This window comes from Mesorhizobium sp. 10J20-29 (assembly GCF_054130485.1).
Genome location: NZ_CP199156.1, coordinates 3,372,805 through 3,395,835, shown reverse-complemented (window position 1 = coordinate 3,395,835; position 23,031 = coordinate 3,372,805). Strand labels below are relative to the sequence as shown.

At 60.0% G+C, this 23,031-nt stretch carries 19 protein-coding genes; 8 read left to right on the top strand and 11 right to left on the bottom strand.

What is annotated here, in order from left to right; translation table 11 throughout:
- Positions 1-22 precede the first annotated feature (22 nt).
- Together ppx and ACT2BZ_RS16190 are read right to left on the bottom strand one after the other, a co-directional pair.
- A complete protein-coding gene (gene ppx, locus ACT2BZ_RS16195) occupies positions 23-1,540 on the bottom strand; it encodes an exopolyphosphatase (protein WP_457936154.1) in 1,518 nt (505 codons plus the stop codon).
- Entirely contained in the window at positions 1,537-3,747 is a 2,211-nt protein-coding gene (locus ACT2BZ_RS16190; protein ID WP_457941350.1) for an RNA degradosome polyphosphate kinase, read from the bottom strand. The genes ppx and ACT2BZ_RS16190 overlap by 4 nt, the downstream gene beginning before the upstream one ends.
- 162 nt (positions 3,748-3,909) lie before the next feature.
- On the opposite strand from ACT2BZ_RS16190, the gene ACT2BZ_RS16185 reads away from it, so the two are divergent.
- Both ACT2BZ_RS16185 and ACT2BZ_RS16180 read left to right on the top strand, forming a co-directional pair.
- On the top strand, positions 3,910-4,155 hold the full coding sequence (locus ACT2BZ_RS16185) for a zinc-finger domain-containing protein (RefSeq protein ID WP_457936153.1): 246 nt from the start codon (positions 3,910-3,912) through the stop codon (positions 4,153-4,155).
- Positions 4,156-4,176: 21 nt separating this feature from the next.
- Positions 4,177-5,400, top strand: a complete 1,224-nt coding sequence (locus ACT2BZ_RS16180; protein ID WP_457936152.1) for an FAD-dependent monooxygenase — start codon at positions 4,177-4,179, stop codon at positions 5,398-5,400.
- 7 nt (positions 5,401-5,407) lie between these two features.
- Here the strand turns inward: ACT2BZ_RS16180 and ACT2BZ_RS16175 are convergent, their stop codons facing one another.
- The 5 genes from ACT2BZ_RS16175 to ACT2BZ_RS16155 form a co-directional block, all read right to left on the bottom strand.
- A complete protein-coding gene (locus tag ACT2BZ_RS16175) occupies positions 5,408-6,076 on the bottom strand; it encodes a TIGR02117 family protein (protein WP_457936151.1) in 669 nt (222 codons plus the stop codon).
- 102 nt (positions 6,077-6,178) lie between these two features.
- Positions 6,179-6,982 (bottom strand): amino acid ABC transporter ATP-binding protein, encoded by an 804-nt coding sequence (locus tag ACT2BZ_RS16170; RefSeq protein ID WP_457936150.1) that lies wholly within the window; start codon positions 6,980-6,982, stop codon positions 6,179-6,181.
- Positions 6,983-7,006: 24 nt separating this feature from the next.
- Positions 7,007-8,164, bottom strand: a complete 1,158-nt coding sequence (locus ACT2BZ_RS16165; RefSeq protein ID WP_457936149.1) for an amino acid ABC transporter permease — start codon at positions 8,162-8,164, stop codon at positions 7,007-7,009.
- A 1-nt stretch (position 8,165) separates the two neighbouring features.
- Positions 8,166-9,386, bottom strand: coding sequence for an amino acid ABC transporter permease (locus tag ACT2BZ_RS16160; protein WP_457936148.1), 1,221 nt, complete (start codon positions 9,384-9,386; stop codon positions 8,166-8,168).
- Positions 9,387-9,449: 63 nt separating this feature from the next.
- The gene (locus ACT2BZ_RS16155; RefSeq protein WP_457936147.1) at positions 9,450-10,478 is read right to left on the bottom strand and encodes an amino acid ABC transporter substrate-binding protein; all 1,029 of its coding nucleotides are present in this window, start codon (positions 10,476-10,478) and stop codon (positions 9,450-9,452) included.
- Positions 10,479-10,922: 444 nt separating this feature from the next.
- Between ACT2BZ_RS16155 and ACT2BZ_RS16150 the strand changes: the two genes are divergently transcribed.
- The gene (locus ACT2BZ_RS16150) at positions 10,923-12,095 is read left to right on the top strand and encodes a cystathionine beta-lyase (protein ID WP_457936146.1); all 1,173 of its coding nucleotides are present in this window, start codon (positions 10,923-10,925) and stop codon (positions 12,093-12,095) included.
- 16 nt (positions 12,096-12,111) lie between these two features.
- Here ACT2BZ_RS16150 and ACT2BZ_RS16145 read toward each other — a convergent pair whose 3' ends face one another.
- Complete coding sequence (locus ACT2BZ_RS16145; protein WP_457936145.1) at positions 12,112-12,351, bottom strand: hypothetical protein; 240 nt, start codon at positions 12,349-12,351, stop codon at positions 12,112-12,114.
- 402 nt (positions 12,352-12,753) lie between these two features.
- Here ACT2BZ_RS16145 and ACT2BZ_RS16140 point away from each other — a divergent pair, with 402 nt between their 5' ends.
- The 5 genes from ACT2BZ_RS16140 (at position 12,754) to ACT2BZ_RS16120 (ending at position 18,083) form a co-directional block, all read left to right on the top strand.
- On the top strand, positions 12,754-13,893 hold the full coding sequence (locus ACT2BZ_RS16140; RefSeq protein WP_457936144.1) for a tyrosine-type recombinase/integrase: 1,140 nt from the start codon (positions 12,754-12,756) through the stop codon (positions 13,891-13,893).
- 66 nt (positions 13,894-13,959) lie between these two features.
- On the top strand, positions 13,960-14,160 hold the full coding sequence (locus tag ACT2BZ_RS16135) for a helix-turn-helix transcriptional regulator (protein ID WP_457936143.1): 201 nt from the start codon (positions 13,960-13,962) through the stop codon (positions 14,158-14,160).
- Between the two features lie 232 nt (positions 14,161-14,392).
- Positions 14,393-14,941 carry a hypothetical protein gene (locus ACT2BZ_RS16130; protein ID WP_457936142.1) on the top strand — a complete coding sequence of 183 codons (549 nt, stop codon included), beginning with the start codon at positions 14,393-14,395 and terminating at the stop codon, positions 14,939-14,941.
- Between the two features lies 1 nt (position 14,942).
- Positions 14,943-17,072, top strand: a complete 2,130-nt coding sequence (locus ACT2BZ_RS16125) for a type IV secretory system conjugative DNA transfer family protein (RefSeq protein WP_457936141.1) — start codon at positions 14,943-14,945, stop codon at positions 17,070-17,072.
- 96 nt (positions 17,073-17,168) lie between these two features.
- Positions 17,169-18,083, top strand: a complete 915-nt coding sequence (locus ACT2BZ_RS16120; RefSeq protein ID WP_457936140.1) for a replication-relaxation family protein — start codon at positions 17,169-17,171, stop codon at positions 18,081-18,083.
- A gap of 107 nt (positions 18,084-18,190) precedes the next feature.
- Here ACT2BZ_RS16120 and ACT2BZ_RS16115 read toward each other — a convergent pair whose 3' ends face one another.
- The 3 genes from ACT2BZ_RS16115 to ACT2BZ_RS16105 are packed head-to-tail and all read right to left on the bottom strand — an operon-like array spanning position 18,191 to position 23,023.
- Positions 18,191-19,513, bottom strand: a complete 1,323-nt coding sequence (locus tag ACT2BZ_RS16115; protein WP_457936139.1) for an O-antigen ligase family protein — start codon at positions 19,511-19,513, stop codon at positions 18,191-18,193.
- Positions 19,510-20,589, bottom strand: coding sequence for a tetratricopeptide repeat protein (locus ACT2BZ_RS16110; protein WP_457936138.1), 1,080 nt, complete (start codon positions 20,587-20,589; stop codon positions 19,510-19,512). Before ACT2BZ_RS16110 ends, ACT2BZ_RS16115 begins: the two co-directional genes overlap by 4 nt.
- A gap of 55 nt (positions 20,590-20,644) precedes the next feature.
- Complete coding sequence (locus ACT2BZ_RS16105; protein WP_457936137.1) at positions 20,645-23,023, bottom strand: GumC family protein; 2,379 nt, start codon at positions 23,021-23,023, stop codon at positions 20,645-20,647.
- Between the last annotated feature and the right edge of the window lie 8 nt (positions 23,024-23,031).

Below are 23,031 nucleotides of genomic sequence, written 5' to 3'. Positions count from 1 at the left end.
GGGGCGTTTTTTTGCGCCGGGCTCAGCTGCCGGCGACGACCAGTTCCAGCTTGCGGCCCGAGACCCTGGCGAGTTGCGCCATTCGGCCCTCCGGGCGCTCTCCGCGCAGTGCCGCGCGCGACGCCGGTATCACCAGCGCCAGTCCGCCATTGTCGCGCTTCTCCCACTTCAGCCGCGGCATGACGCCTGGCATCGATGCTGTCAGCAGATAAACCACGCGCATCATGGCACCGAGCAGGCGGGCCCGCTCCAGATAACGCGGCGTCGCCAGTGCCTTGAGTTCGGGCGCCACAGCGTCGTTGAACACGCCATCGTTGCGGAACGCGTTGACCAGCGCCAGGAACAGCCGCCCCGGATGGTCGACGCCAATGAAGGACGCGTGCGCAATGATGTTCAGCGACTGCGTTCCGCGGTATTCCGGGTGCGCGCGCCAGCCAATGTCGGCAAGCAGGCAGGCAGCATGCCGGTAGCGCGCCTCTTCCTCCGTCTCGACGATGTCGAAGGCGGCCAGCGACTGCGCGGTCCATTCCACCAGTTCCTGGGCATGCGTCACCGAACGCGCCCGCAGCAGCGCCAGTTCGCCTGCGGCCGAGATCAGCGGATCGCGGCGCTGATCTTCCTGCGACAGCAGCGAGAACAGGAAGCCTTCGCGCACGCCGAGCGCCGAGACGACGATGCGTGACGGCTGCATTGATGCGATGATCTCCTGCAGCACGGCTGCACCGTAGGGCAACAGGGCACGGCGCGCCTTGGACACGCCTTCGATGCCCTTCATCTTCTCGATGTCGCCGCGCGCCACCTGGCGAAGAAAAGCCGCCGATTCATCGATGCCGAGCTCGTAATGATGCATGACGTTCAGCGCGTAGCCCGTGGCGTTCATGTGCAGCCGGGCGAGGTTTCGCCAGGTGCCGCCCACGGCATAGAAAGTACGCCCTGCCCCGCCCTTGAGCAGCTTTGCGCGCGCCAGTTCCGTGCGGGCGATCTTGGCCGCGGTAGCCCGCGAGTTGTCCGACATATCCTGCAGCCGCAGGCCGCCGAGCGGCAGGGTGATGCCGTCGCCAATGGTCTCTCTGGCCACATCGACCAGCTCGAGGCTGCCGCCGCCGAGATCGCCCGCGATGCCGTCCGCGGGGTGAAAGCCCGATATCACGCCAAGCGCCGAGTAATAGGCTTCCTCGCGACCGCTGAGCACGCGGATCTTGGTGCCGAGAATCTCTTCGGCGCGGTGGATGAAGTCGGGGCCGTTCTCGGCCTCGCGCGCGGCTGCGGTCGCTATCACATAGAGGGTCGCGGCGCCGGCCTGCTCCGACAGCGCCCGAAACCGCTTGAACTCCTCCACGGCGCGCGCCACCGCCGCCGGGTCCAGCTTGCCGGTCGCGACGAGCCCCCGACCGAGGCCCGCCAGCATCTTTTCGTTGAACAGGACAGTCGGTGACCGGGCGATGCCTTCATAGACCACCAGTCGGATCGAGTTGGAGCCGATGTCGATGATGGAAAGTGGCCGGCGATCCTGCAGCCGCCCTTGGGAAAGCGCGATCATCCGGACTGCGACGCGGATGACTTCTTGCGGCGCTTGAACTGCGCGATCTGCCTTGGAGCATGCGACTTCAAGGCGCCTCCCCGTCCTGACAAACTCGGGTTGGTCATGAAATATTCCTGGGCGTTGAACGGTTCCTCGCCCTCGTCCAGCGCGATGCGCCGCGAGGTTCCGTCAGCCAATACTTCGAAGCTTTGCTGGTTGTCCATTATGTTCCCCAGCATGATCTGGCCAAGCACCTGTTCGTGCACGGTCGGGTTGGTGATCGGCACGAGGCACTCGACGCGCCGGTCCAGGTTGCGCGGCATCAGGTCGGCGGAGCTGATGTAGACGATGGCGTCGTCGGACGGCAGTCCGTGGCCGTTGCCGAAGCAGAAGATGCGGCTGTGTTCGAGAAAGCGGCCGATGATCGACTTGACGCGGATGTTCTCGGACAGGCCGGGCACCTGGGGCCGCAGGCAGCATATGCCGCGCACAACCAGGTCAATCTCGACCCCTTCGCGGCTCGCCGCGTAGAGCGCATCGATGATGGTCGGATCGACCAGCGAGTTCATCTTCATCCAGATGCGAGCCGGCCGGCCCTCCCTGGCGTGCTCGATCTCGTCGTTGATGTGCTCGATGATGCGGCTGCGCAGCGTGTAGGGCGACAGCGCGAGGCGCATGGTCTGGGCTGGCTCGGCGTAGCCGGTGATGAAGTTGAATATCTGCGCCACGTCGCGCGCGATCAGCGGATCGGTCGTGAAGAAGGACAGGTCGGTATAGATGCGCGCGGTGATCGGGTGGTAGTTCCCGGTGCCCAGATGCACGTAGTTGCGGAGCTTGCCGTCCTCCCGCCGAACGACCAGCGACATCTTGGCATGGGTCTTCAACTCGATGAAACCGAACACCACCTGCACGCCGGCGCGCTCGAGGTCGCGGGCCCAGCGGATGTTGGCCTCCTCGTCGAAGCGCGCCTTGAGCTCGACCAGCGCCGTCACCGACTTGCCGGCTTCGGCGGCGTCAACCAGCGCGCGCACGATCGGGCTGTCGTTCGAGGTGCGGTACAGCGTCTGCTTGATCGCCACCACCTCCGGGTCGGCCGCTGCCTGGCGCAGGAACTGCACCACCACGTCGAACGACTCGTAGGGGTGATGGACGAGAATGTCCTTTTCGCGGATCGCCGCGAAGCAATCACCGCGATGCTCCCGGATGCGCTCCGGGAAGCGCGGATTGTAGGGCGTGAACTTCAGATCGTCGCGCGGCACGGCAACGATCTCGGAAATCTGGTCGACGGCAAGCGGGCCGGTCAGCACGCTGATGCGGTTCGAGGCGATGCCGAGTTCCCCGGCGACGAACTCGCGCAGTTCCTCCGGAATCTGGCTGTCGAACTCGATGCGGATCACCGAGCCACGGCGGCGACGTTTCAGGGCGGTCTCGAAGAGCTGGACGAGGTCTTCCGCCTCTTCCTCCACCTCGATGTCACTGTCCCTGATGATGCGGAAAGTGCCCGAAGCCTTGACCTCATAGCCGGGAAACAGCTTGCCGATGAACAGGCCGACGGTTTCCTCGATCGGGATGAAGCGCACGTTCTTCTTGCGGTCCGGCAGCCGGATGAAGCGCCTGAGCGCGATGGGCAGGCGCAGCAGCGCCGTCATCTCCTCGCGGTCCTTCAGGTTGCGCAACTGCAGGGCGATGGAGAAGCCGAGATTTGGAATGAAGGGGAAGGGATGCGCCGGGTCGATCGACAGGGGCGTCAGGACCGGGAACACCTGATCCAGGAAGTGTTCCTCCAGCCAGCTCAACTCGTCCTTGTAGAGCTGGTCTGCGGAGATCGTTTCGATCCCCTCCTTCTTCAGCAGTCCCATCAGCTCCGACAGGCTCTTCTGCTGGTCGTCCTGCAGCCGCCCGACCTCGACGAGCAGCTGCTCGAGCTGCTGGTCGGGCGTACGGCCGTCGGGGCTCTTGAGCAGGATGCCCTCGCGAACCTGGCCGGCCAGGCCGGCGACACGCACCATGAAGAACTCGTCCAGATTACCGGCCGAGATCGACAGGAAGCGAACCCGCTCCAGAAGAGGATGGCTGGCGTTCTGCGATTCCTCGAGAACGCGCCTGTTGAACTGGAGCCACGAGAACTCGCGGTTGACGAAGCGGTCGGGGTTGCCTGCGCCGCCGTCGGCGTCGGTCGTCTGACCGCTGGTGAACTCTTTCTGGACTGGCTTCAACTGGTTCATATCGCTCACTGACCCTCGGCTCTTTCACCTATAGCCGACTTTTGACGGAATTTATCCTGTGCCGGGCAATTGCAACAGTTTGATTTCAACCGACTTGCAAAGCGTCCGTTAATGTTACAAACGCTACCGCAGGCGAGATTCAATCCACTATCGGAGCGTAGCATGGCGGGCGGTTCCATACCCCACTTCCAGAATGACGCGGGGCACGCCGCGATCGAGATCGGCGTCAAGGAATTCATGTGCGTGGGTGCCAACCCGCCATTCGACCATCCGCATGTCTTTCTGGATATGGGCGCCGACAGCGAGAAGGTCTGCCCCTATTGCTCGACCCTCTACCGGTATTCCGCCGATCTCGCTCCGGCCGAGACGCGGCCGGAAAACTGCCTTTACCTTCATCGCGCGGCCTGATCCCGACGGCGGACACCGTCGATGAGTGAGGCCCGTTCCCGGCAGGTCATCATCGCTGGCGCCGGCATCGCCGGTTTGACAACGGCGCTGTCCTTTGCCGTGCGCGGCTATCCCGTCCGCATCTTCGAACGCGCGCAGAAGCTCGAGGAAAGCGGGGCCGGGATCCAGCTTTCTCCCAATGCCACGCGCATCCTCGATCGTCTTGGCGTGCTTTCAGCGCTCCGCCTGACAGCGGTCCGGCCGACAGCGGTGATCCTGCGGGACGCAGCCAGCCTCGCCGAACTCGGCCGCGTGCCGCTCGGCGCGGCAGCCGAGGCGCGTTGGCGGGCGCCCTACCTGACGCTGCGCCGCTCGGACCTGCAAAGCGCGCTGCTTGCACATGTCGCGCGGGAACCGGGTATCGAACTGGTCACCGGCGCCGACGTCAAGAGTGTCAGCCTGCACGCCCATGGCGTCACGGCCTCGGTTGAAACGGCAGGCGGAACGGTGCGCGCCGGCGGACTGCTGCTGGTGGGCGCCGACGGGGTCTGGTCAGGCCTGCGCGGGCTGAACGGCAGCAAGGGCAAAAGCAGCTTTGCCGGCGAACTGGCCTGGCGGCGCACGGTCAGCGCGGACAGCCCGGCCGCGCAGGAACTCATCAAGATCGGCATCGCCGGTGCCGTCACCGCCTTCATGCATCCCGGCTTCCACCTCGTCACCTACCCCGTGCGGGGCGGTTCGGCGCTCAATCTCGTGGCACTCACGAGCGGATCGTCGATTGCCGAAAGCTGGTCCGGCAGGATGGATACGGCGCAGTTGAAGCGCGCGATGCGGCGCACGGCCCCGGCTCTGCGCCAGCTTGCCGAGGACGCCGATGCATGGACCGTCTGGCCGATCCACACGGTAGCCGCAACCGAGCCCTGGATCGCCACCGGCGGCATAGCGCTGGTCGGAGACGCGGCACATGCCATGACGCCCTATGCGGCGCAGGGCGCCGCCATGGCAATCGAGGACGGCGAGACGCTGGCCGTGCAGGTCGTCGGCCGACAGGGAACGCTGGGCGCCGCGCTGACGGCCTGGGAAAAGCAGCGCCGCGCGCGTGTCGCGAAGGTCGTGCGCCGCGGCGCCACCAACTACCGCGCCTGGCACGCAACCGGGATGATGGCCCGGATGCGAAACATCTATCTCCGGGTGCATTCCCCCGAGCGCCTGGCAGCCCGCTTCGACTGGCTTTACGGCTGGGAGCCCCCTTCCCTGAAGGTCTGAAGTCGCTTCAGTTGTAGAGGCCGAGCGATACAGCAAGCGTCTGCGGCATCGGGTTCCACCAGCCCGTGCGCAGGCCCGCCTCGCGCAGGGCCTTCGACGTCCAGGTGTTGCAACCTGCCAGCGCGTTGAACAAGCCATGCGCCTCGAAGAAGGCGTCGAACTCGCCGTAGGCAGCGCCGGGCAGTCGCACGGGACCGTCTTCGCCGGTCCTAAAGCTGGCGGCGATGAAGTCCTGGAGACGCGCCATGGAGCGATCGCTGATCTCGAAGCTCTTGGCGTACGGCTTCGACAGGTCGATCTCACCGGCAAGATCGACATGCATAACGGAGCTGTCGACCGTCAGGGCCTTTGCGACCGCGCTCGGCTTGAGGTCGGACCACGTCGGTGTCTCGACATAGAAGGCGCGGGCTCCCCACCCGAAGACGAGATAGCGGGCACCGGGATGATCCATTCTGATGCCAGCGCGCTGCAGAAAGGAAAAGCGTTCAATCAGTTCCTCATCGATCGGAATGGCGATGTCGGTGTGGATCGGATTGCTGAGAACGACGATGCGCCGCGAAGGAGGCTCGCCGGATAGCGCGGCAGGCACGAGGGGACGCGGCACGACGGTGCCGAGCACCAGCAGGGCGACGATGCCCGCAAGCGCCAGACCGGTCCTATGGAGCGCACGCTTCATGCCCTGTGCCTTTGAACCGACCGAACGGCATGCGTCCGGCCAAAATGCCAGCGGGCCCGGCTTGTCGCAGCCGGGCCCGCCAAGCATTCGATACGATCGTGGCTAATGCAGGATCTGCGAGAGGAACAGCTTGGTCCTCTCGTGCTGCGGATTATCGAAGAATTCGGCCGGGGTGTTCTGCTCGACGATCTGCCCCTGGTCCATGAAGATGACGCGGTTGGCGACCTTTCTGGCGAAGCCCATTTCATGCGTCACGCAGATCATGGTCATGCCTTCCTCGGCGAGTCCGACCATGGTCTCCAGCACTTCGGCGATCATTTCGGGATCGAGCGCCGACGTGGGCTCGTCGAACAGCATGATGCGCGGGTTCATGCACAGCGACCTGGCGATGGCGACGCGCTGCTGCTGGCCGCCCGAGAGCTGGCCGGGATACTTGTTGGCCTGCTCGGGAATCTTGACGCGGCGCAGGAAATGCATCGCCGTCTCCTCGGCCTCCTTGCGGGGCGTCTTGCGTACCCAGATCGGCGCCAGAGTGCAGTTCTCAAGGATGGTCAGATGCGGGAACAGGTTGAAGTGCTGGAACACCATGCCGACCTCGCGGCGCACCTCGTCGATCTTCTTCAGGTCGTTGGTCAGCTCCTTGCCATCGACCACGATCTTGCCCTTCTGGTGCTCTTCCAGCCGGTTGATGCAGCGGATCATGGTCGACTTGCCCGAGCCCGATGGACCGCAGATGACGATCCTCTCGCCCTGCATGACCTTCAGGTTGATGTCCTTCAGAACGTGAAAGTCGCCGTACCACTTGTGCATGCCGACGATTTCGATCGCAACGTCTGTCTCCGAAATGTGCATTTTCTTCGGATCGACTGCGATTGCATCGGCACTGACTGCATTTTCCTTGGCCATAGGCCGGTTCCCCTTGGTTTTTGATTATCTCTTGTGACCCGTGTCGAGGCGGCGCTCCATGAAGATGGAGTAGCGCGACATGCCGAAGCAGAAGATCCAGAACACGAAGGCCGCGAAGATCAGACCGGTGATCGGCGTCTGCGCAGAAGCCCAGGTGGCGTCCGAGAAATTCTGCCGCACGATGCCAAGCAGGTCGAACATGCCGATGATGTAGACCAGGCTGGTGTCCTTGAAGAGACCGATGAAGGTGTTGACGATGCCGGGGATGACCAGCTTGAGCGCCTGCGGCAGGACGATCAGCGTCATCTTCTGCCAGTAGCCAAGGCCGAGTGAATCAGCGCCCTCGTACTGCCCCTTCGGTATCGCCTGCAGCCCACCCCTGATCACTTCCGCCATGTAGGCCGACGCAAACAGCGCGACACCCACGAGCGCACGCATCAGCTTGTCGAAACTGACGCCGGCCGGCAGGAACAGCGGCAGCATCACGCTCGCCATGAAGAGCACGGTTACGAGAGGAACGCCGCGCACCGTCTCGATGAAGACGACGCTCAGCATCTTGACGATCGGCATTTTCGACCGTCGCCCCAGCGCCAGCACGATGCCGAGCGGCAGTGAGACGGCGATGCCCACGAAAGACAGAACCAGGGTCACCATCAGGCCGCCCCAGAGCGGGGTCTCGACATGGGGAAGGCCGAACCAGCCGCCGGTCAGCAGGACAAAGGCGACGATCGGGAAGACGAAGAAGAACAGGACGGCGTTCAGGCCCTTGCGCGGCGCGGACGGCATCAGCAGCGGCACCAGAAGGGCGACGAAGATCAACGCCGTCAGGATCGGCCGCCAGCGTTCTGCGTCCGGATATCGGCCGAGCATGAACTGCATGAATTTGGCATTGACGAAGGCCCAGCATGCGCCCGACCAGCCGTCCGGCTGGAGGCCGCCCTGCGCGACCGTGGCGCAGACCGAACGGTCCGTACCGCTCCACTGTGCGCTGATGAAGGCCCAGTTCAGGATGGGCGGCAGGATGAAGGCGACGAGAAGCAGGCCGAGAACCGTGAGCACCGAGTCCATCGGCGTTGCGAAGAGGTTCCGGCGCACCCACGCGCCGGTGCCCTTTTCTCCCGCCGGTGCGGCCTGTGCCAGCACCATCTCCGTGCGTACGTAGGAAAGATCGTGCTCTTGCATCCTATCTCTCCACCAGCGCCATCTTGGCGTTGAACCAGTTCATGAAGGCAGACGTGGCGAGGCTCAGCCCGAGATAGACCGCCATCCAGATGGCGACGATCTCGATCGCCTGGCCCGTCTGGTTGAGGATCGTGCCGCCGATTGCCACGAGGTCGGGAAAGCCGATCGCAATGGCGAGCGATGAGTTCTTGGTCAGGTTGAGATACTGGCTGGTCAAGGGCGGTATGACGATCCGCATCGCCTGCGGAATGATGACCAGGCGCAAGGCCTGGCCCGAACGCAGGCCGAGTGCGGCCGAAGCCTCCGACTGGCCCTTGCTGACGCCGAGGATGCCCGCACGCACGATCTCGGCTATGAAGGCGGCCGTATAGAACGACAGGGCCAGGTAGAGCGACAGGAACTCGGGCTTCACCTGAATGCCGCCGACCAGGTTGAAGGTCGAGGCGACGGGCAGGTCCAGCGTCACCGGCATGCCGGAGAGGAAAAAGGCGAGTATCGGCAGGCCAAGGATCAGCCCAAGCCCGGTCAGGAAGACCGGAAACTGCTCTCCGGTCGCGGCCTGCCGGATCTTGGCGCGGCGAGCGACGAAAATGGTCAGCACGATCGCGACAACAAGTCCGGCGAGGATCAGCCAGGAGCCGTCGCCCCAGACGGGCTTCGGCATGAAGAAGCCGCGGTTGTTCAGGAAGGTGCTGAAGCTGAGGAAGTTCTCGCCGCCCAGCGGCACGCCGAGTTCGATGCTCTCGCGCGGTTGCGGCAGCACCGACAGAACGCCGAAGTACCAGAAGAAGATGACCAGCAGCGGCGGGATGTTGCGGAAGATCTCGACATAGACCGTGCAGATCTTGCGGATCAGCCAGTTGTGGGAAAGGCGTCCCACGCCGACCGTGAAACCGATGATCGAGGCCGTGATGATGCCGCAGACGGCGACGAGGAGCGTGTTGAGGAAGCCGACGACAAGGCCGCGGGCGTAGGTCGAATCCGAGGTGAACTCGATGAGGCTGCTGCTGACGTCGAAGCCGGCGCGTCCTCGCAGGAAGCCGAAACCGGAGGAGATGTTGGAGCGCCTGAGGTTCTCGATCGTATTGCCGACGATCCAGTAGACGAGCGCGAAGAGAAGGATGACGACGACCGTCTGAAAGATGATGCCGCGGATCTTCGGGTCGTTGATGAAGGAGCCGCGACTTACGTCGGTGCTACCAACCGTTTCCTGCAGTGCCATGCAATCTCCCCGATGCAAGAAGCCGGAAGGCGGGCGGAGCCGCCTTCCGGATCAGATCTGCAATTAGCGGATCGGAGGTGCGTACTGCAGACCGCCCTTGGTCCAGAGTGCGTTGATGCCGCGAGCGATCTTGAGCGGGCTGCCCGCGCCGACGTTGTTCTCGAAGACTTCGCCGTAGTTGCCGACAGCCTTCACGATGTTGACGACCCAGTCGTTCGTGACGCCGAGGTCGGTGCCGATCTTGGTGTCGGCCTCAACGCCCAGGATACGCTTGATCTCGGGGTTGGTGGACGACTTCATCTCCTCGACATTCGCCTTGGTGATGCCCAGTTCCTCGGCCGTCAGCAGCGCGAAATAGGTCCACTTGACGATGTCGAACCACTGGTCGTCGCCCTGGCGCACGACCGGGCCCAGCGGCTCCTTGGAGATGATCTCGGGCAGCACGACATGGTCGTCCGGCGCGGTAAGCGTCAAGCGGATGCCGTAGAGGCCGGACTGGTCGGTGGTGTAGACGTCGCAACGGCCCGAATCGTAGGCGGCGTTGACTTCCTCGAGCTTCTCGAAGACGACCGGATTGTATTCAAGGTTGTTGGCCTTGAAGTAGTCGGCGAGGTTGAGCTCGGTGGTCGTGCCCGTCTGCACGCAGACCGAGGCGCCCGACAGTTGGAGCGCCGAGTTGACGCCCGGCAGCTTCTTGGCATTGATCATGAAGCCCTGGCCGTCGAAATAGGTGACGCCCGCGAAGTTGAGGCCGAGCGCTGTGTCGCGGTTGATCGTCCAGGTCGTGTTGCGCGACAGGACATCGATCTCGCCCGACTGCAACGCGGTGAAGCGTTCCTTGGCGCTGAGCGGCGTGAACTTTACCTTGGAGCCGTCGCCGAACACGGCAGCGGCCACTGCGCGGCAGAAGTCGGCATCAAGGCCGAGCCAGTCACCCTTGTCGTTGGGCGCCGAGAAGCCGGCCAGACCGGAACTCACGCCGCACTGCAGGAAGCCCTTCGCCTTGACGTCGTCCAGCGTCGTCGCCGACGCGGCGGACGCTACCAATCCGAAGGCAGCCGCACCAAGCATAACTGCAACTTTATTTGTCATAACTCAAAAACCCTTTCCCATTGAGATGGTCTTAGACCGTATTTCTTGAGACTGACGCATCGCAATCCGGCTCAATTCCGGATTTTCCCGTCGATAGCCGACGTGGATGCTGCCCGCCCGTTCACGAACTGCATCGAAGGCGATTATTCCTGTGAGGTCAAGCGGAATGACCCGAAATTGCTGGACGATCGACCGTCACATGGGCATTTGCCCACATCTGGGCCATGTGGTTGGGGCGTCTCTCGCTCTGGAACGTGGACGCTCCAGAGCGGGCGATTCGGCGGCGCGCCGGCAAAATCGGCAGGGGCGGGATATTCTTGCCGCTCTTCTTACTTTGCGTCACCTGCCCTGGCCCAGCCCTTCCGCATCCTGTCCTATTCGGCCGCGGTTGCAGCGACCGCGAACGCATTCTAAAGCCTGTCTGTTCTCATCGGGGTTTATCGCATGGCAAAGAAACCAGCAGGCAAGCGCGGGATCAACACGCAGCTGACACACGGCGGATACGAACCGCGCGACTATCACGGCTTCGTCAATCCGCCTGTCGTGCATGCCTCGACGGTGCTTTTCCCGGATGCCGCCACCATGGCAGGGCGGGCCCAGAAATACACTTACGGAACGCACGGCACGCCGACCAGCGATGCGCTGGCCGAAGCCGTCAACGCGCTCGAGGGATCGGCCGGCACCATCCTGGTGCCCTCGGGACTGGCGGCCGTCACCACACCGCTCCTCGCCTTCCTGTCGGCGGGCGATCATGTCCTGATCGTGGATTCAGTTTATCATCCGACACGCCGCTTCGCCGATGGGATGCTCAAGCGGCTTGGCGTAGAGGTGGAGTACTACGATCCCCATGTCGGGGCCGGCATCGCAGGACTGATGCGCCCGAACACCAAGGTGGTGCTGACGGAGTCCCCCGGTTCGAACACCTTCGAGATCCAGGACATCCCGGCCATAGCCAAGGCTGCCCACGCGGCTGGCGCGGTCGTCATGATGGACAATACGTGGGCGACGCCGGTCTACTTCCGCGCGCTCGACTTCGGCATCGACATGACGATCCACGCGGCCACCAAGTACCCGGCCGGGCACTCGGACGTGCTTCTCGGCATGGTGTCGGCCAACGAGGCGTGCTGGCCGAAGCTTCTGGAAGCCTTCACCATGCTCGGCTGCTGTGCGGCACCCGACGACGTCTACCAGGTGTTGCGCGGCCTGCGTACGATGGGGATCCGGCTCGAACGCCACCAGCAAAGCGCGCTAGAGCTCGCGCGCTGGCTGGAGAAGCAGGAGGGCGTTGCGCAGGTGCTGCATCCGGGCCTGGAAAGCCACCCGGGCCACGCCCTGTGGAAGCGCGACTTCAGCGGTGCCAGCGGCATTTTCTCGGTTGTTCTGGCTGGCGGGGGACAGAAGCAGGCACACGCGTTTCTCGACGCGCTCAGCATCTTCGGCCTCGGCTATTCCTGGGGTGGCTACGAGAGCCTTGCCGTATCGGTCTTCCTGGGAGACCGCACAATCGCAAAGGGCCCCTATGAGGGGCCCTTGCTGCGGCTGCAAATCGGACTGGAGGACGTCGAAGACCTGAAGGCGGACCTGACCGCCGCTCTCGAAGCGGCACGCCGGGCCTGAGGGCCCGGCCGACGCGTCAGCCGCCCCTGCTCTTCTGGTCGGCTTCCGCCGCGTCCTCGAGCTTGGTGGTCATCAGTTCTTCCAGGTCGCCGACCTCTTCCTCGATGTCTTCGATTGGGACACCGGCTTCAGCAGCCTGGGCGGCACATTCCTTGGCCAGGATTTCGGCTTCCTGCTCGATCTGGGTCGGCGCGGGGCGCACATGGACCTTCTCGGTGATCCATTCCTGCAAGAACTCGATCGCTTTTTCGCTCATCGTTGCCTCTTGCTACTGGCGTCGTTGTTCGTTGCCATAAACGTTCTAACCTTGAAAAAGATGCTGGTTGCGATCGGTGCGGTCCCGCTATCGGCAGCGTGGTTCCCGCTCTTGATGCCTGTCGTGCATCTACCGAGCGCCGGCTCTATATAGGTGCTTTTCGCACTGCACAAAGGATTTTTCCTGTCCACCTGTGGAAATCTGGCGATCCCGGCAGGATTCGAACCTGCGACCATCGGCTTAGAAGTTCGACCATGGACCTGCACATAGCTGGACATAGCTTCCAAAAAGCATATATATTTCAAGGCTTTCCTGTGATAGGGTGTTAATAGTGGAACATGGATATTCACCGTTACAAGGCTCATTTCTGAGCCTATAGCGAGCCTAGAATGGAGCCAGCCAATGAGGTTGACAGACATTTCAGTGCGAGCGCTCCCGCATTGCGAGGCGCAAAAAACATACACTGATGACAGCCTCCCCGGATTTGGCGTTCGTGTTTCGAAGACAACCAAGACGTTTGTCGTCGTACATGGTCCGACACGTGAGCGTGTCACGATCGGGCGCTTTCCAACTATCAGCCTGTCAGATGCTCGGCAAGCGGCGAAGCACTTGTTGGCGGAGCGGATACTTGGAAAACGCCGCCCTAAGGTGATGACCTACGATGAGGCCAAGAGCGCCTATCTTGAAATGTCAGAGCAGAAGCATCGGTCGCGTACACACCAAGACTACAAACGATTTCTCGACAGCTTCGCATTTGGCAAAACCCATCTGGCCGATATCACCAAACACGACATCAGGAAGCGCCTCGAAAAGCGAAAGCACTCGCCGACCCAATACGACCAAGCCTTACGCGCGATAAAAACATTCTTCACCTGGGCCGTGAGGCAGGACTATCTCATGCACAGTCCCTGCGAAGGCTTGCAAGCCCCTGCTGCGAACCCCTCGCGCACTCGCGCCCTTACTGAGCCCGAACTGCGTACCGTGCTTAAGACCAGCTTCTCCGGACCCTATCCCTTCGGGCACATTGTCGCCCTGTGTATTCTTACCGGACAGCGTCGAGGTGAGATCGCCAAGCTGCAATGGGATTGGATCGATCGCACAAAGAGAACCATCACTCTCCCCGCCACAGTCACCAAGAACAAGCGGGAACACACATTTCCATACGGAGAAATGGCAGAACGAGTGATCGCCGCCATCCCGATCATCGACACTGGGCAGCTTCTATTCCCCGCCGCGCGCGACACGGGACGGCGCCGGCAAGCAACCGTGTTTAACGGCTGGAGCAAGGCCAAACGAACATTCGACAATCGCCTTGAGGGTGTCGGGCCCTTCACGCTACATGATCTTCGCCGAACGCTCAGTACCCAAATGGCCTCGCTGGGCATTCCCCAGATCGTCGTAGAAAAGCTGCTCAACCACGTTTCGGGTGGAACTCAGTCTCCAATTGCCCAAGTATATAATCGGCACTCATATCTGTCGGAAATGCGTGAGGCGATCGACATCTACGAATGTCATCTCGCCAAACTCTTGAAGAATTGGTAACCTGCGCTTGCCAATTGGATTGTCGTCCATTGGGCATCGCGATGCTCCCAAACAGGAGCTTCCGCGATGAGGTGTATAAGCTGGAAAGAACTGAAAACCATTGTTCCGTATTCCAGACAGCATATCAGCCGCCTTGAACAGGCCAACCAGTTCCCCTTACGGGTAACTCTCGGTCCGTGCCGGGTTTGCTGGATACTCGATGAAGTACAGGCATGGCTTCAGGAACGCATTGACAGCCGATCACTCACCGACACTCCTGACCATTGATCAGGAGCGGCCCCCGGCATCCAAAACCGGGGGCTTTTTTTTGCGCATTGAGCAGCCGACAAATCTATAAATATGTGGGGGATAGCCATGGGGATACGGTATCCCCCACCCCATCCCCCCTCCCGAACTGTTCAATATTGCCCCTCGTTGAACATCCCGGTACATTTCTACTGGGCAATTCTGGTAGGAATCATATGAAGCAACGTCTTCTATGGGGTGGGGAGGTGGGGATATGAACTTGCTGCTGAAGCGGGCCCAGAATGGTTCTGCGGTCTTTTCGTTAATACCGCTCCGGATTGGGAGCGGTGTAACCTTTTCCCTTCATGCCACTTTGGAGCTGGATGAGGAAGAAAGGGCACTGATCCAGAAATACAATTTCACCAAGGCGGCACTGGTTATCTCCGATCCTATCGAGGATCTAAAACGCAGCTTCCGTCCGGCAATGCTGCTCGGCCTGGTCGCGTTTTTCGTTATCTGGCTGATTGGCTCATTCACAGCGGGACTGATGCTCGGCATTCTCATTACCCTCATCATGACCGGCGTCTATTTCAAGACGCTGCGCGAGCAGATCATCGTCAGCGAATTGATGGAAGGCGGCCGCAAGTTCCGCTGCGACAGCGTTGTCGAGTTGATCCAGAAGGAAGCCCACCTTCGCAACATCTGCTCCTATCTCAGGCAAGTCCTCGAAAGCGCCAAGAACTGGGACGACCGCGAGGTGGTCTCGATTTTGCCGCTCACCAAAGACGAGATCCGTTTCGCTGTCCTGAAGGCGCCAGCCTGATATGAGCTTCCGGCCGATCTACGAAGGCTGGGATTTAAGCGGCCGCCTGTCGCGCAAGGTCCGCAGGAGCTTCGCCGGGATCGGCCTCAACCGCGATCTCGACGCCGCTAGAACGCTGGCGGCGTCGATCGAAGACAAGCTCGATGCGCACGGTCTGCTCGATTCAGAAGGTGGGCTGGCTTTCGCCAATCACATCGTCGCCGCTGCCATGGCGGCCTTCGACGTTGCCGATGCCGAAACCCCCTTCGGCCAGCATCTCGCCAGTGTCATGGCCGACCTCATTGTCTACGAAGGCTGGTTTGCGCTGCCCTCTCTCGAACCCCTCCCCGAATTGACCCGCGCTGAATTGTGGGAGCTTGAAGACCACCTGAAACGCGTCGAGACGATCGTCGACAATCTCGATACGGCAGCTGCCGTGGCAGCCGACATGTTGATGGCGCTGATCGCACCGCTTGTCGAGCAGCATCCGCAACTCCTCTCCGAACAACGCGAGGCCGACCACGCCTTCCCGGCCGATCTTCGCCATCTGATCCAGGATGCGCCCGCCCTGGTCGAGCATTGGCTGCAGATTCCTTTCGCGCCTGATTTCGAACCCTTGCAGCTGACGCCGCGCCTGCGGCGGCGCCTCGAATTCAATCTGCATTTGGCGTCGGGCGGCGTTCCCGGCGATCTCGACAGCGTGCGCTCGCCGAAGCTGCCGACACGTCAGTCTGCCATTCCCGCCAAGGAAATTGCTGCGCACTATCTCGATGGCACGCCGCTCCTTGATCTGCTCTCCTACCGGCTGGATATCGCCCTGCCCCAGGCGACCCGCTTCGAACACATGCATATTGTCGCCGGCTCGGGGCACGGCAAGACGCAGACCTTGCAGCACCTGATCCTGCATGACCTTGACATGGTCGCCCACGGCGAGGGTTCCATCATCGTCATCGACAGTCAGAGTGATCTGATCAACACGATCGCCGGGCTGGCTGTTTTCGCGCCTGGCGGCGCGCTTGACGGCCGTCTGGTGCTGATCGATCCGACCGACATCGAATGGCCGGTGGCGCTCAACCTGTTCGACGCCGGCCTCGAACGCCTCAACCAATATTCTCCGCTCGACCGCGAACGGCTCACCAACTCCATCCTTGAGCTTTACGATTTCGTGCTCGGTTCTCTGCTCGATGCCGGAATGACGCAGAAGCAGAATGTCATTTTCCGCTATATTACCCGCTTGCTGCTCCACATTCCCGGGGCGACGATCCACACACTGCGCGAGCTCCTCGAAGATGGCGGCTACGACCGCTACCGCGGCTACATTGACAAGTTGCAGGGATCAGCGCGCGCGTTTTTCGAGCAGGAGTTCAACGGCAAGGAATTTACTGCGACCAAGCGCCAAGTGCTGCGCCGCCTCTATGGCATTCTGGAAAACCAGACCTTCGAGCGCATGTTCAGCCATCCGAAGAGTCGGCTCGATCTGTTTGCCGAAATGAATGCCGGCAAGGTGATCCTGATCAACACGGCAAAAGACCTACTCAAGGAAAACGGTACTGAGATCTTCGGCCGGTTCTTCATCGCCATGATCACTCAAGCTGCCCAGGAACGCGCGACGCTTGCTCCTTCTGATCGCTTGCCAACCTTCGTCTATGTCGACGAGGCCAACGACTACTTCGACCGCAACATTGGAATCATTCTGAGCCAGGCCCGCAAATACAATGTCGGCATGATCCTCGCGCACCAGTATCTCGGCCAGTTGGAGTCGAAACTGCACGAAGCCATCGCCGCCAACACATCGATCAAATTCGCCGGCGGCGTTTCGGCCAAGGATGCCCGCGCGCTGGCTGGCGATCTACGCACCGAAGCGGCCTTCATTGAAAGCCAGCCCCGGCTTTCCTTTGCCGCTTTCATCAAGGGCGACCACGAATGTGCCGTTTCGCTCTCGATCAAACCGGGACGCATGGAAGCGCTGCAAGGCATGACGGCGGATGAACGTGACGCTGTGCTCACGCAGATGCGCCAGCGGTATGCCATCCACTACACTGAGCTGTTTCCGGAGGACGCCGAGAAGTCGGAACCCGAGGCAGAGGCCGACGATCCCGTCGAGCTCCTGCCTTCGGAGAGTGACGACACGGGCGAGCCAATGAAGTGGTGAGCTTCGAACCGGGCCGCCTGCGAGGGACAGTAACAAAATTTGATCCGCTGATCCTAGCGCATCATCGGGCACCACACCGCACCGCCGGCGACCATAGTGAACGGTGACAAACGGGAAAACGCCCGCTTTCCTTCGCGGATGGCGATTGATTCAACAAAACAGCATAACAGGCGTGACAGCCTTGGACGGCGGTCGCGGTTCGCCCGCAGTCCGGCGGGCAAGCGCCTGATGCTAGGAAAGCGTGATGTCGAGATCATGCGCTGGCTCTATCGCTACCGCTATCTGCGCCAAACACACCTGCAAGCACTGCTCAATCCCGTCTCTCCGAAACGATTAGTTGAACGTTTGGGCGATCTCTTCCATGAAACGGGGCTTATCAACCGGCCCACATTCCAGGCGGGTTCATTTGATCTGCGTGCGTCTCCGACGCTCTATGAGATCACCGCCTCCGGAATCGAGTGGCTTTCCACGCAAAATTCCTTGCCGCACCGCGCCGTCACCTTCTCGCACCGATCGCGACGCTCCTACTCGCCGCAGATCCTGCACACCATGATGATCATTGAGGCCCTGTTGGCGATCGAACGCACCACCCTGAAAACGCGCGGACAGCGCTTCGTACCGGTTGATGAAGTGTTAGAGCGGGCACCGGCATCAACGCGACTTGCGCGCAATCCGTTGGCAGTTCCAGTGATACTGGAGTCAGGGTCAAAGAAAAGCCCGGTTCGCAAGCGCAGGCAGACGATGCTCATTCCCGACGCGCTCTATGGCATCGAATACCTCATCGACGGCGAGAAGCGCTATCGCTTCTGGGCGCTAGAATGCGAACGGACTTCACCTGCCTGGCGTTCCTCGGTAGATGCCTCTAGCACCTCCCGGAAACGCGCCGCCTATGATGCGCTGATTGCCGTTCACGCCTACCGCACTCAGTGGGGCATTCCCAATCTCAAGCTGCACCTAATAGCCGCCGGCGCAGAGGCGGGTGTTGAAGTCATGCGCGACCCCTCCGGCTAATTGACCAATCGCCTCTAGCTTCATCTATGGCTGATCTGCTTTTCCAAGCTCAAGAGCAGTATGCGCAGTCGCAAGACCCATTGATTGCCAGGCTTCTCGTCGTCTCATCACGAAAGCTCGACAGTCGACGGACGCTGCGAAGCCTCCGCAGCCGTCGCGATGACATCTATCTCTTCCGGCATGGCAGCAATCGACTGCTGCGCCGACTGAGACGATAGAGATCTATGGAAGTAGATGGCGTTAAGAAAGGCGAAGCTCAGCGCGATTGACATTGTTCGGAGCGGATAATCGACCAGCGAATGCACCATTATGAATACAATAGACAACAAAGCGGCTCTGGATATGGAGTATTTGAGCGCAATTCTAGTTCTCACGATCACCATAATCACATAGACGATCACTACCGATATTCCAATCAGTCCTCCCTCAAATAGAATTTCGAGATAGTCATTGTGGGCATGATTCACATACTGTGAATAAATCATCGACTTGTCTTCGTATGACTGATATGCCTTTGCGAAATTTCCGTAACCGACTCCAAAGACAAGGTTTTCACGGATCCCGGCGATCGCGGTTCGAGCGAATTCCGCCCGACCGAACGCTGCATCCAGGTCCTCAGCCCTTATCTTCTCGATGGAGGTGTAACCGAAAACGGTAACCAGCGCGGCTACTACCAGTACCGAAACTGAGCCCAGACGACTGCGCCAAATCAGAAAACCAAAGGAGAGCACCGAGATCGCCAATCCCAGCGCCATTCCCGCTCGGGAACCGGCGGCGAGAAGTGTGAGCAATACAAGTGATATTGATACTACCGAAATCAAAGCCCTGTTTTGCAAAATTCCATAGTAAACAAGTAGCGGAATGCTGATGAAGAGAAGGCTTGAGAAATGATTGACATTAGCGAAAAAGCCTGAAGAAATCGAGTAAGGCAGTAAACTATTGACGCGGACGTCATCACCAATTGAAAATTGCATGATTGAAGCGAGTAAATTACAGTATAATCCTACAAAAAAGAAAGGAAGAAGATTGCAAAGCTGGTCCATGCTGAGACGCATCAGAGCGATTGCAAACAGAACAACGGATAATGCAAAAATCAGGCTTTCGATCGTCTGGCCGACCCCCTGGCTGACAAATTCCCGACTGGCATCGGGTGAGGCCGAGAGTGGGATTTGAAGGCCCAGCACAAAGCTCGGTAAAGGAAGTATCTGAACGGCACCCGCGACAGCAATCATCGCTACAATGACCAAGCCGGCCGGAGCCGCTCGCGACGCTGGCGCTGACGTGAACGAGACCGCCGCGGCAATTACGACGGCTATTTGAATGACGAAATCGGTGTAGAGCCCCTGCCCCGTCCCACCGCCAATTACCAAGGCGAGCAGCAGAACGAAGCCCAGAAGGTTCTTGATGAAGCGCGACTCCTGAGTTCTCACGATAGCACTTTCTCGATTCGGAGACCGCGGAACTTGATGCGACCGGAATAGCGATTCTTCCAGCTTCCGGCTATTGCGGACGTGTTTAGCGTGAGTACCTGCAATGGGCAGGACTCTTCTTCGACTGAAAATTTCGCCTGCAGTTTTCTTGCGGCATACGTTCCCTCTGGAACGTCCAGCTTCGCAATCTCCTTTCCACCCATGCTGCAGTTTACGGTCCAGAATAAGCCTTTGGGCATGTTTGCATTGGCACCCGTAATCTCCATTTCCAGGACATACGTTCCAACTGAGAGTTGGAGATACTGCTGCAGTCCAATCCTCTTCACAGGGGTTCCGCCAAATTGGATCTCCAGTCCGCTTCCTGCGCCAGCGCGCGCAGGAGCGACCAACCGATAACCAGGTTGGTCGTGCAACTGCCAGTCGAAGGGACGGCCCGTAAGTGGACCTTCAAAGCCGCCATTGTGGATGTAACCACCGACCGCTCGTTCCTGCTCACTGAGTGTAAGCAGAAAGAGGCGGTAGGCTTGAGGGACCATCTTTTCACGAATGAGCGAGCCGGTGATGCTCGACACCTCAGCCACGCGTGGCGGGTGGGGCGACTCTGTAAGATCCTGAAGCAATCTGGCTGCCGCGGGCAGTGCCTGCGGGTAGGCCGCCAATGTTCGAAAGAGCCCATTTCTCCACGGCGGAGCTTCGGCAAGAAGTCCGCGTACCTTGCGGTAGCCGACATCACTGGCGAGCACGACCGCAAAAAGTTCAGTGATTGCGTTGAGTCGGTCAGGCCATCTGCGAAGAAGTATGTCCATGCGGTCGATCGCACGGGAATAGTCCTGATCCTGGATCGCCAGTCCAATTGTTCGCTGCAAGGCATGCAGTTCGGTCTTTGAGATGTCCAGTGCGGCTTCGAAGTTCGCTTGGGCTTGTCCGGTGCGACCCTGCCGGTAGTGTATTTCGCCGAGCAAGCTTACCAAGCGAGCATCCACGGCATCGAACCTGAGCGCCTTGTAGACGACCTGCTCCAACTCGGACAAATCGGGTGCCTGAGAGCTGTTCAGCTTCAGGGCAACGGAATTCACCCTAGCATCAACATTCAGCGGATTGAGTGCGCTCGCAAGCCTAGGGTCGGATTCATCAAGTATCCGGCTTAATGCGAGAAAGCCAAGTCCTAAGACTGCCGCGAACGCGGCGCACCAGATTGTCAGTTTCGGTAGCCGTCCCATCGCTCAAAGCCCCACCTCCATCGACGCTTCCTGGCAGACGTTGGTTTTCGCTGCCATAGGCATAGTACTCATAGTTCATGTAGTTATAGGCGTATTTGTAGTCCAAGCGGTTGGTAGAGAACTTGGACAATGCTGCACCAACAACGTTCGCACCTGCAGATCTGAGCCTTTTCAGCGCGTTCTTCGCCGACTTTCTCGTTACCTGGTTGGTGGAAACAACCAACAATGCGCTTTCGGTAAGACGGCTCAATATCGGCGCATCCGACAGCCCCACTACCGGAGGAGCATCGACTATGACCAGATCAAAACGTTTCGCAAAACTGCTGATCGCAGCAGCCATGCGAGGCGATGAAAGCAGATCGGCGGGATTGGGCGGGATTGTCCCGCATGTCACCACTGATACATTGTCATACTTTGTCGGCCTGATAAGCCGAGAAAAATCTTCTCGATTCAATGTATTTGTCAGGAGGTTGCTGAGGCCGAGTGTATTGTCCAAACCAAACAGCCGATGGATGCTCGGCTTGCGCAAGTCGGCGTCGATCACCAGGACTTTGGCATTCAGCGACGCAAAATCCTGAGCAAGCTTGTATACGGTCGTGGATTTTCCTTCGGCAGGTTCAGAGCTTGTAACCAGCAGCGTGCGGGGAGCGCCCTCACTGCCAGAGAACTGCAGCGATGTACGAAGCGATCGATAGGCCTCGGACACTGCAGAACGAGAGTCCGACATACTCTGTCCGATATCTTTCGCCTCGATCAACGGTATCATGCCGAGCACAGCGAGGCCGAGTTCCTTCTCGACTTGCTCAGGATTGGTAAAGGTGTTGTTGAGCAGTTCGATCACGTAGATGATTGCCGCGCCGAGTGCCATGAAGAGCGCCATAGCTATGGCAAGGTTCACCGTTAGTCTCGGTGAGTATGGTACACGAGGGGCTACCGCGAGATCGACGATTGCCGCGTTTTGGGTCTTCAAGTCGGCGCTGACACCGACTTCATTGAGTTTGCCGATTAACGTATCGTATTGCGACCGATTGGATTCGACCTCGCGCTTCAAGATCGTGTACTGGATGTTCTTATCCTGATACTCGGCCTGCTGAGCCTCCAATTCCGCGAGCTTCGCACGCAAGTCAGAGACCTTTCCCAGGGTTTCTTGGTACTTCAGCTTGATCGATTCCGTGATGACAATCACGCCTTTCTCGAGCTGGCTATCCATTTCCCTGATCTGGGATTTCAGTTGAAGCATTTCGGGAAAGTCCGGCTTGAAGAATGAGAGCTTCTGCTGATAGTCAGCATTAAGCTCGGCAATCTTTCCGCGCAGCTTGTCGAGACCTTCACTCTGCAAGACCTGTTCGAGGCTCTCGCCACGCCCCGCTTCGATCTGCTGAACGAGGCGCCCGTAATCGAGGCTTTCCTGAACGGCCGCCGCCAACGCCGTATTGATCGACGCTAGGCTTGAGGAGATCAGGGATTTTTCGTCGCCGGTCACGGTGATCCCGGCGATCTTGGCATATTCGACTAGGGCCTTTTCCGACGCCTGGAGCTTCTCCTTCACCTGGACGACCTGTTCCTGGATGAACTGCCGAGCCAAATCGGAGGTTTCGCTCGTCTGGTCAACGCGCTGGTCGATGAAACTCTGCGCAATCTGGTTAGCCACTTCCTGCGCATAGGACGGCTGCTGGTCGCGAAACTTGACGGACAGCAGGCTGGTATTGGTTACCAGATCGACCGAAAGGCCATTGATCACACGGGAGATGGCGAGGCGTTCTCGTTCCTCCGGAGGATAGTCGTCAAGGTTGGTGGTGTTCGATACCCCGAACGCTCGATAGAACATGTTGAGCAGCGAAAAGTCGGGCTTTGGAAACAGGAAATCCGGCTTCTCGGTCAGACCGAGTTCGTAGACAACGCGCTGCGCCAAGGCGCGGCTTTTCAGTTTCTCCCGCGCAGTGAGAAACGAACGGACATCCGTCACCTCGGACATCACCTCGATGTCCTGGAAAACCTTGGCTGAAGGGACCAGCACTTCAAGCTGGGCCGTGGCCTCGTACTTGGGTGTCTGCATCATGGTGAACATGAAGCCGGCAGCCAGCCCTATCGCCAGCAGCAACATGATCAGCCAGCGATACTGGATGATGTAGAAGAGCAGCTTCAGCGGATTGAAAGCTTCGTCCTGATCGTGCAGGTCGTATTGCCCGTAATGAGCGTAATTGTGATGCCCATCGCGATAGACGTCCAGCGAAGCCTGGTAGTCGCGCTCGGGATCGCCCTGTCGCAACATCCGATTGCGATCTAGCATGAGGTATG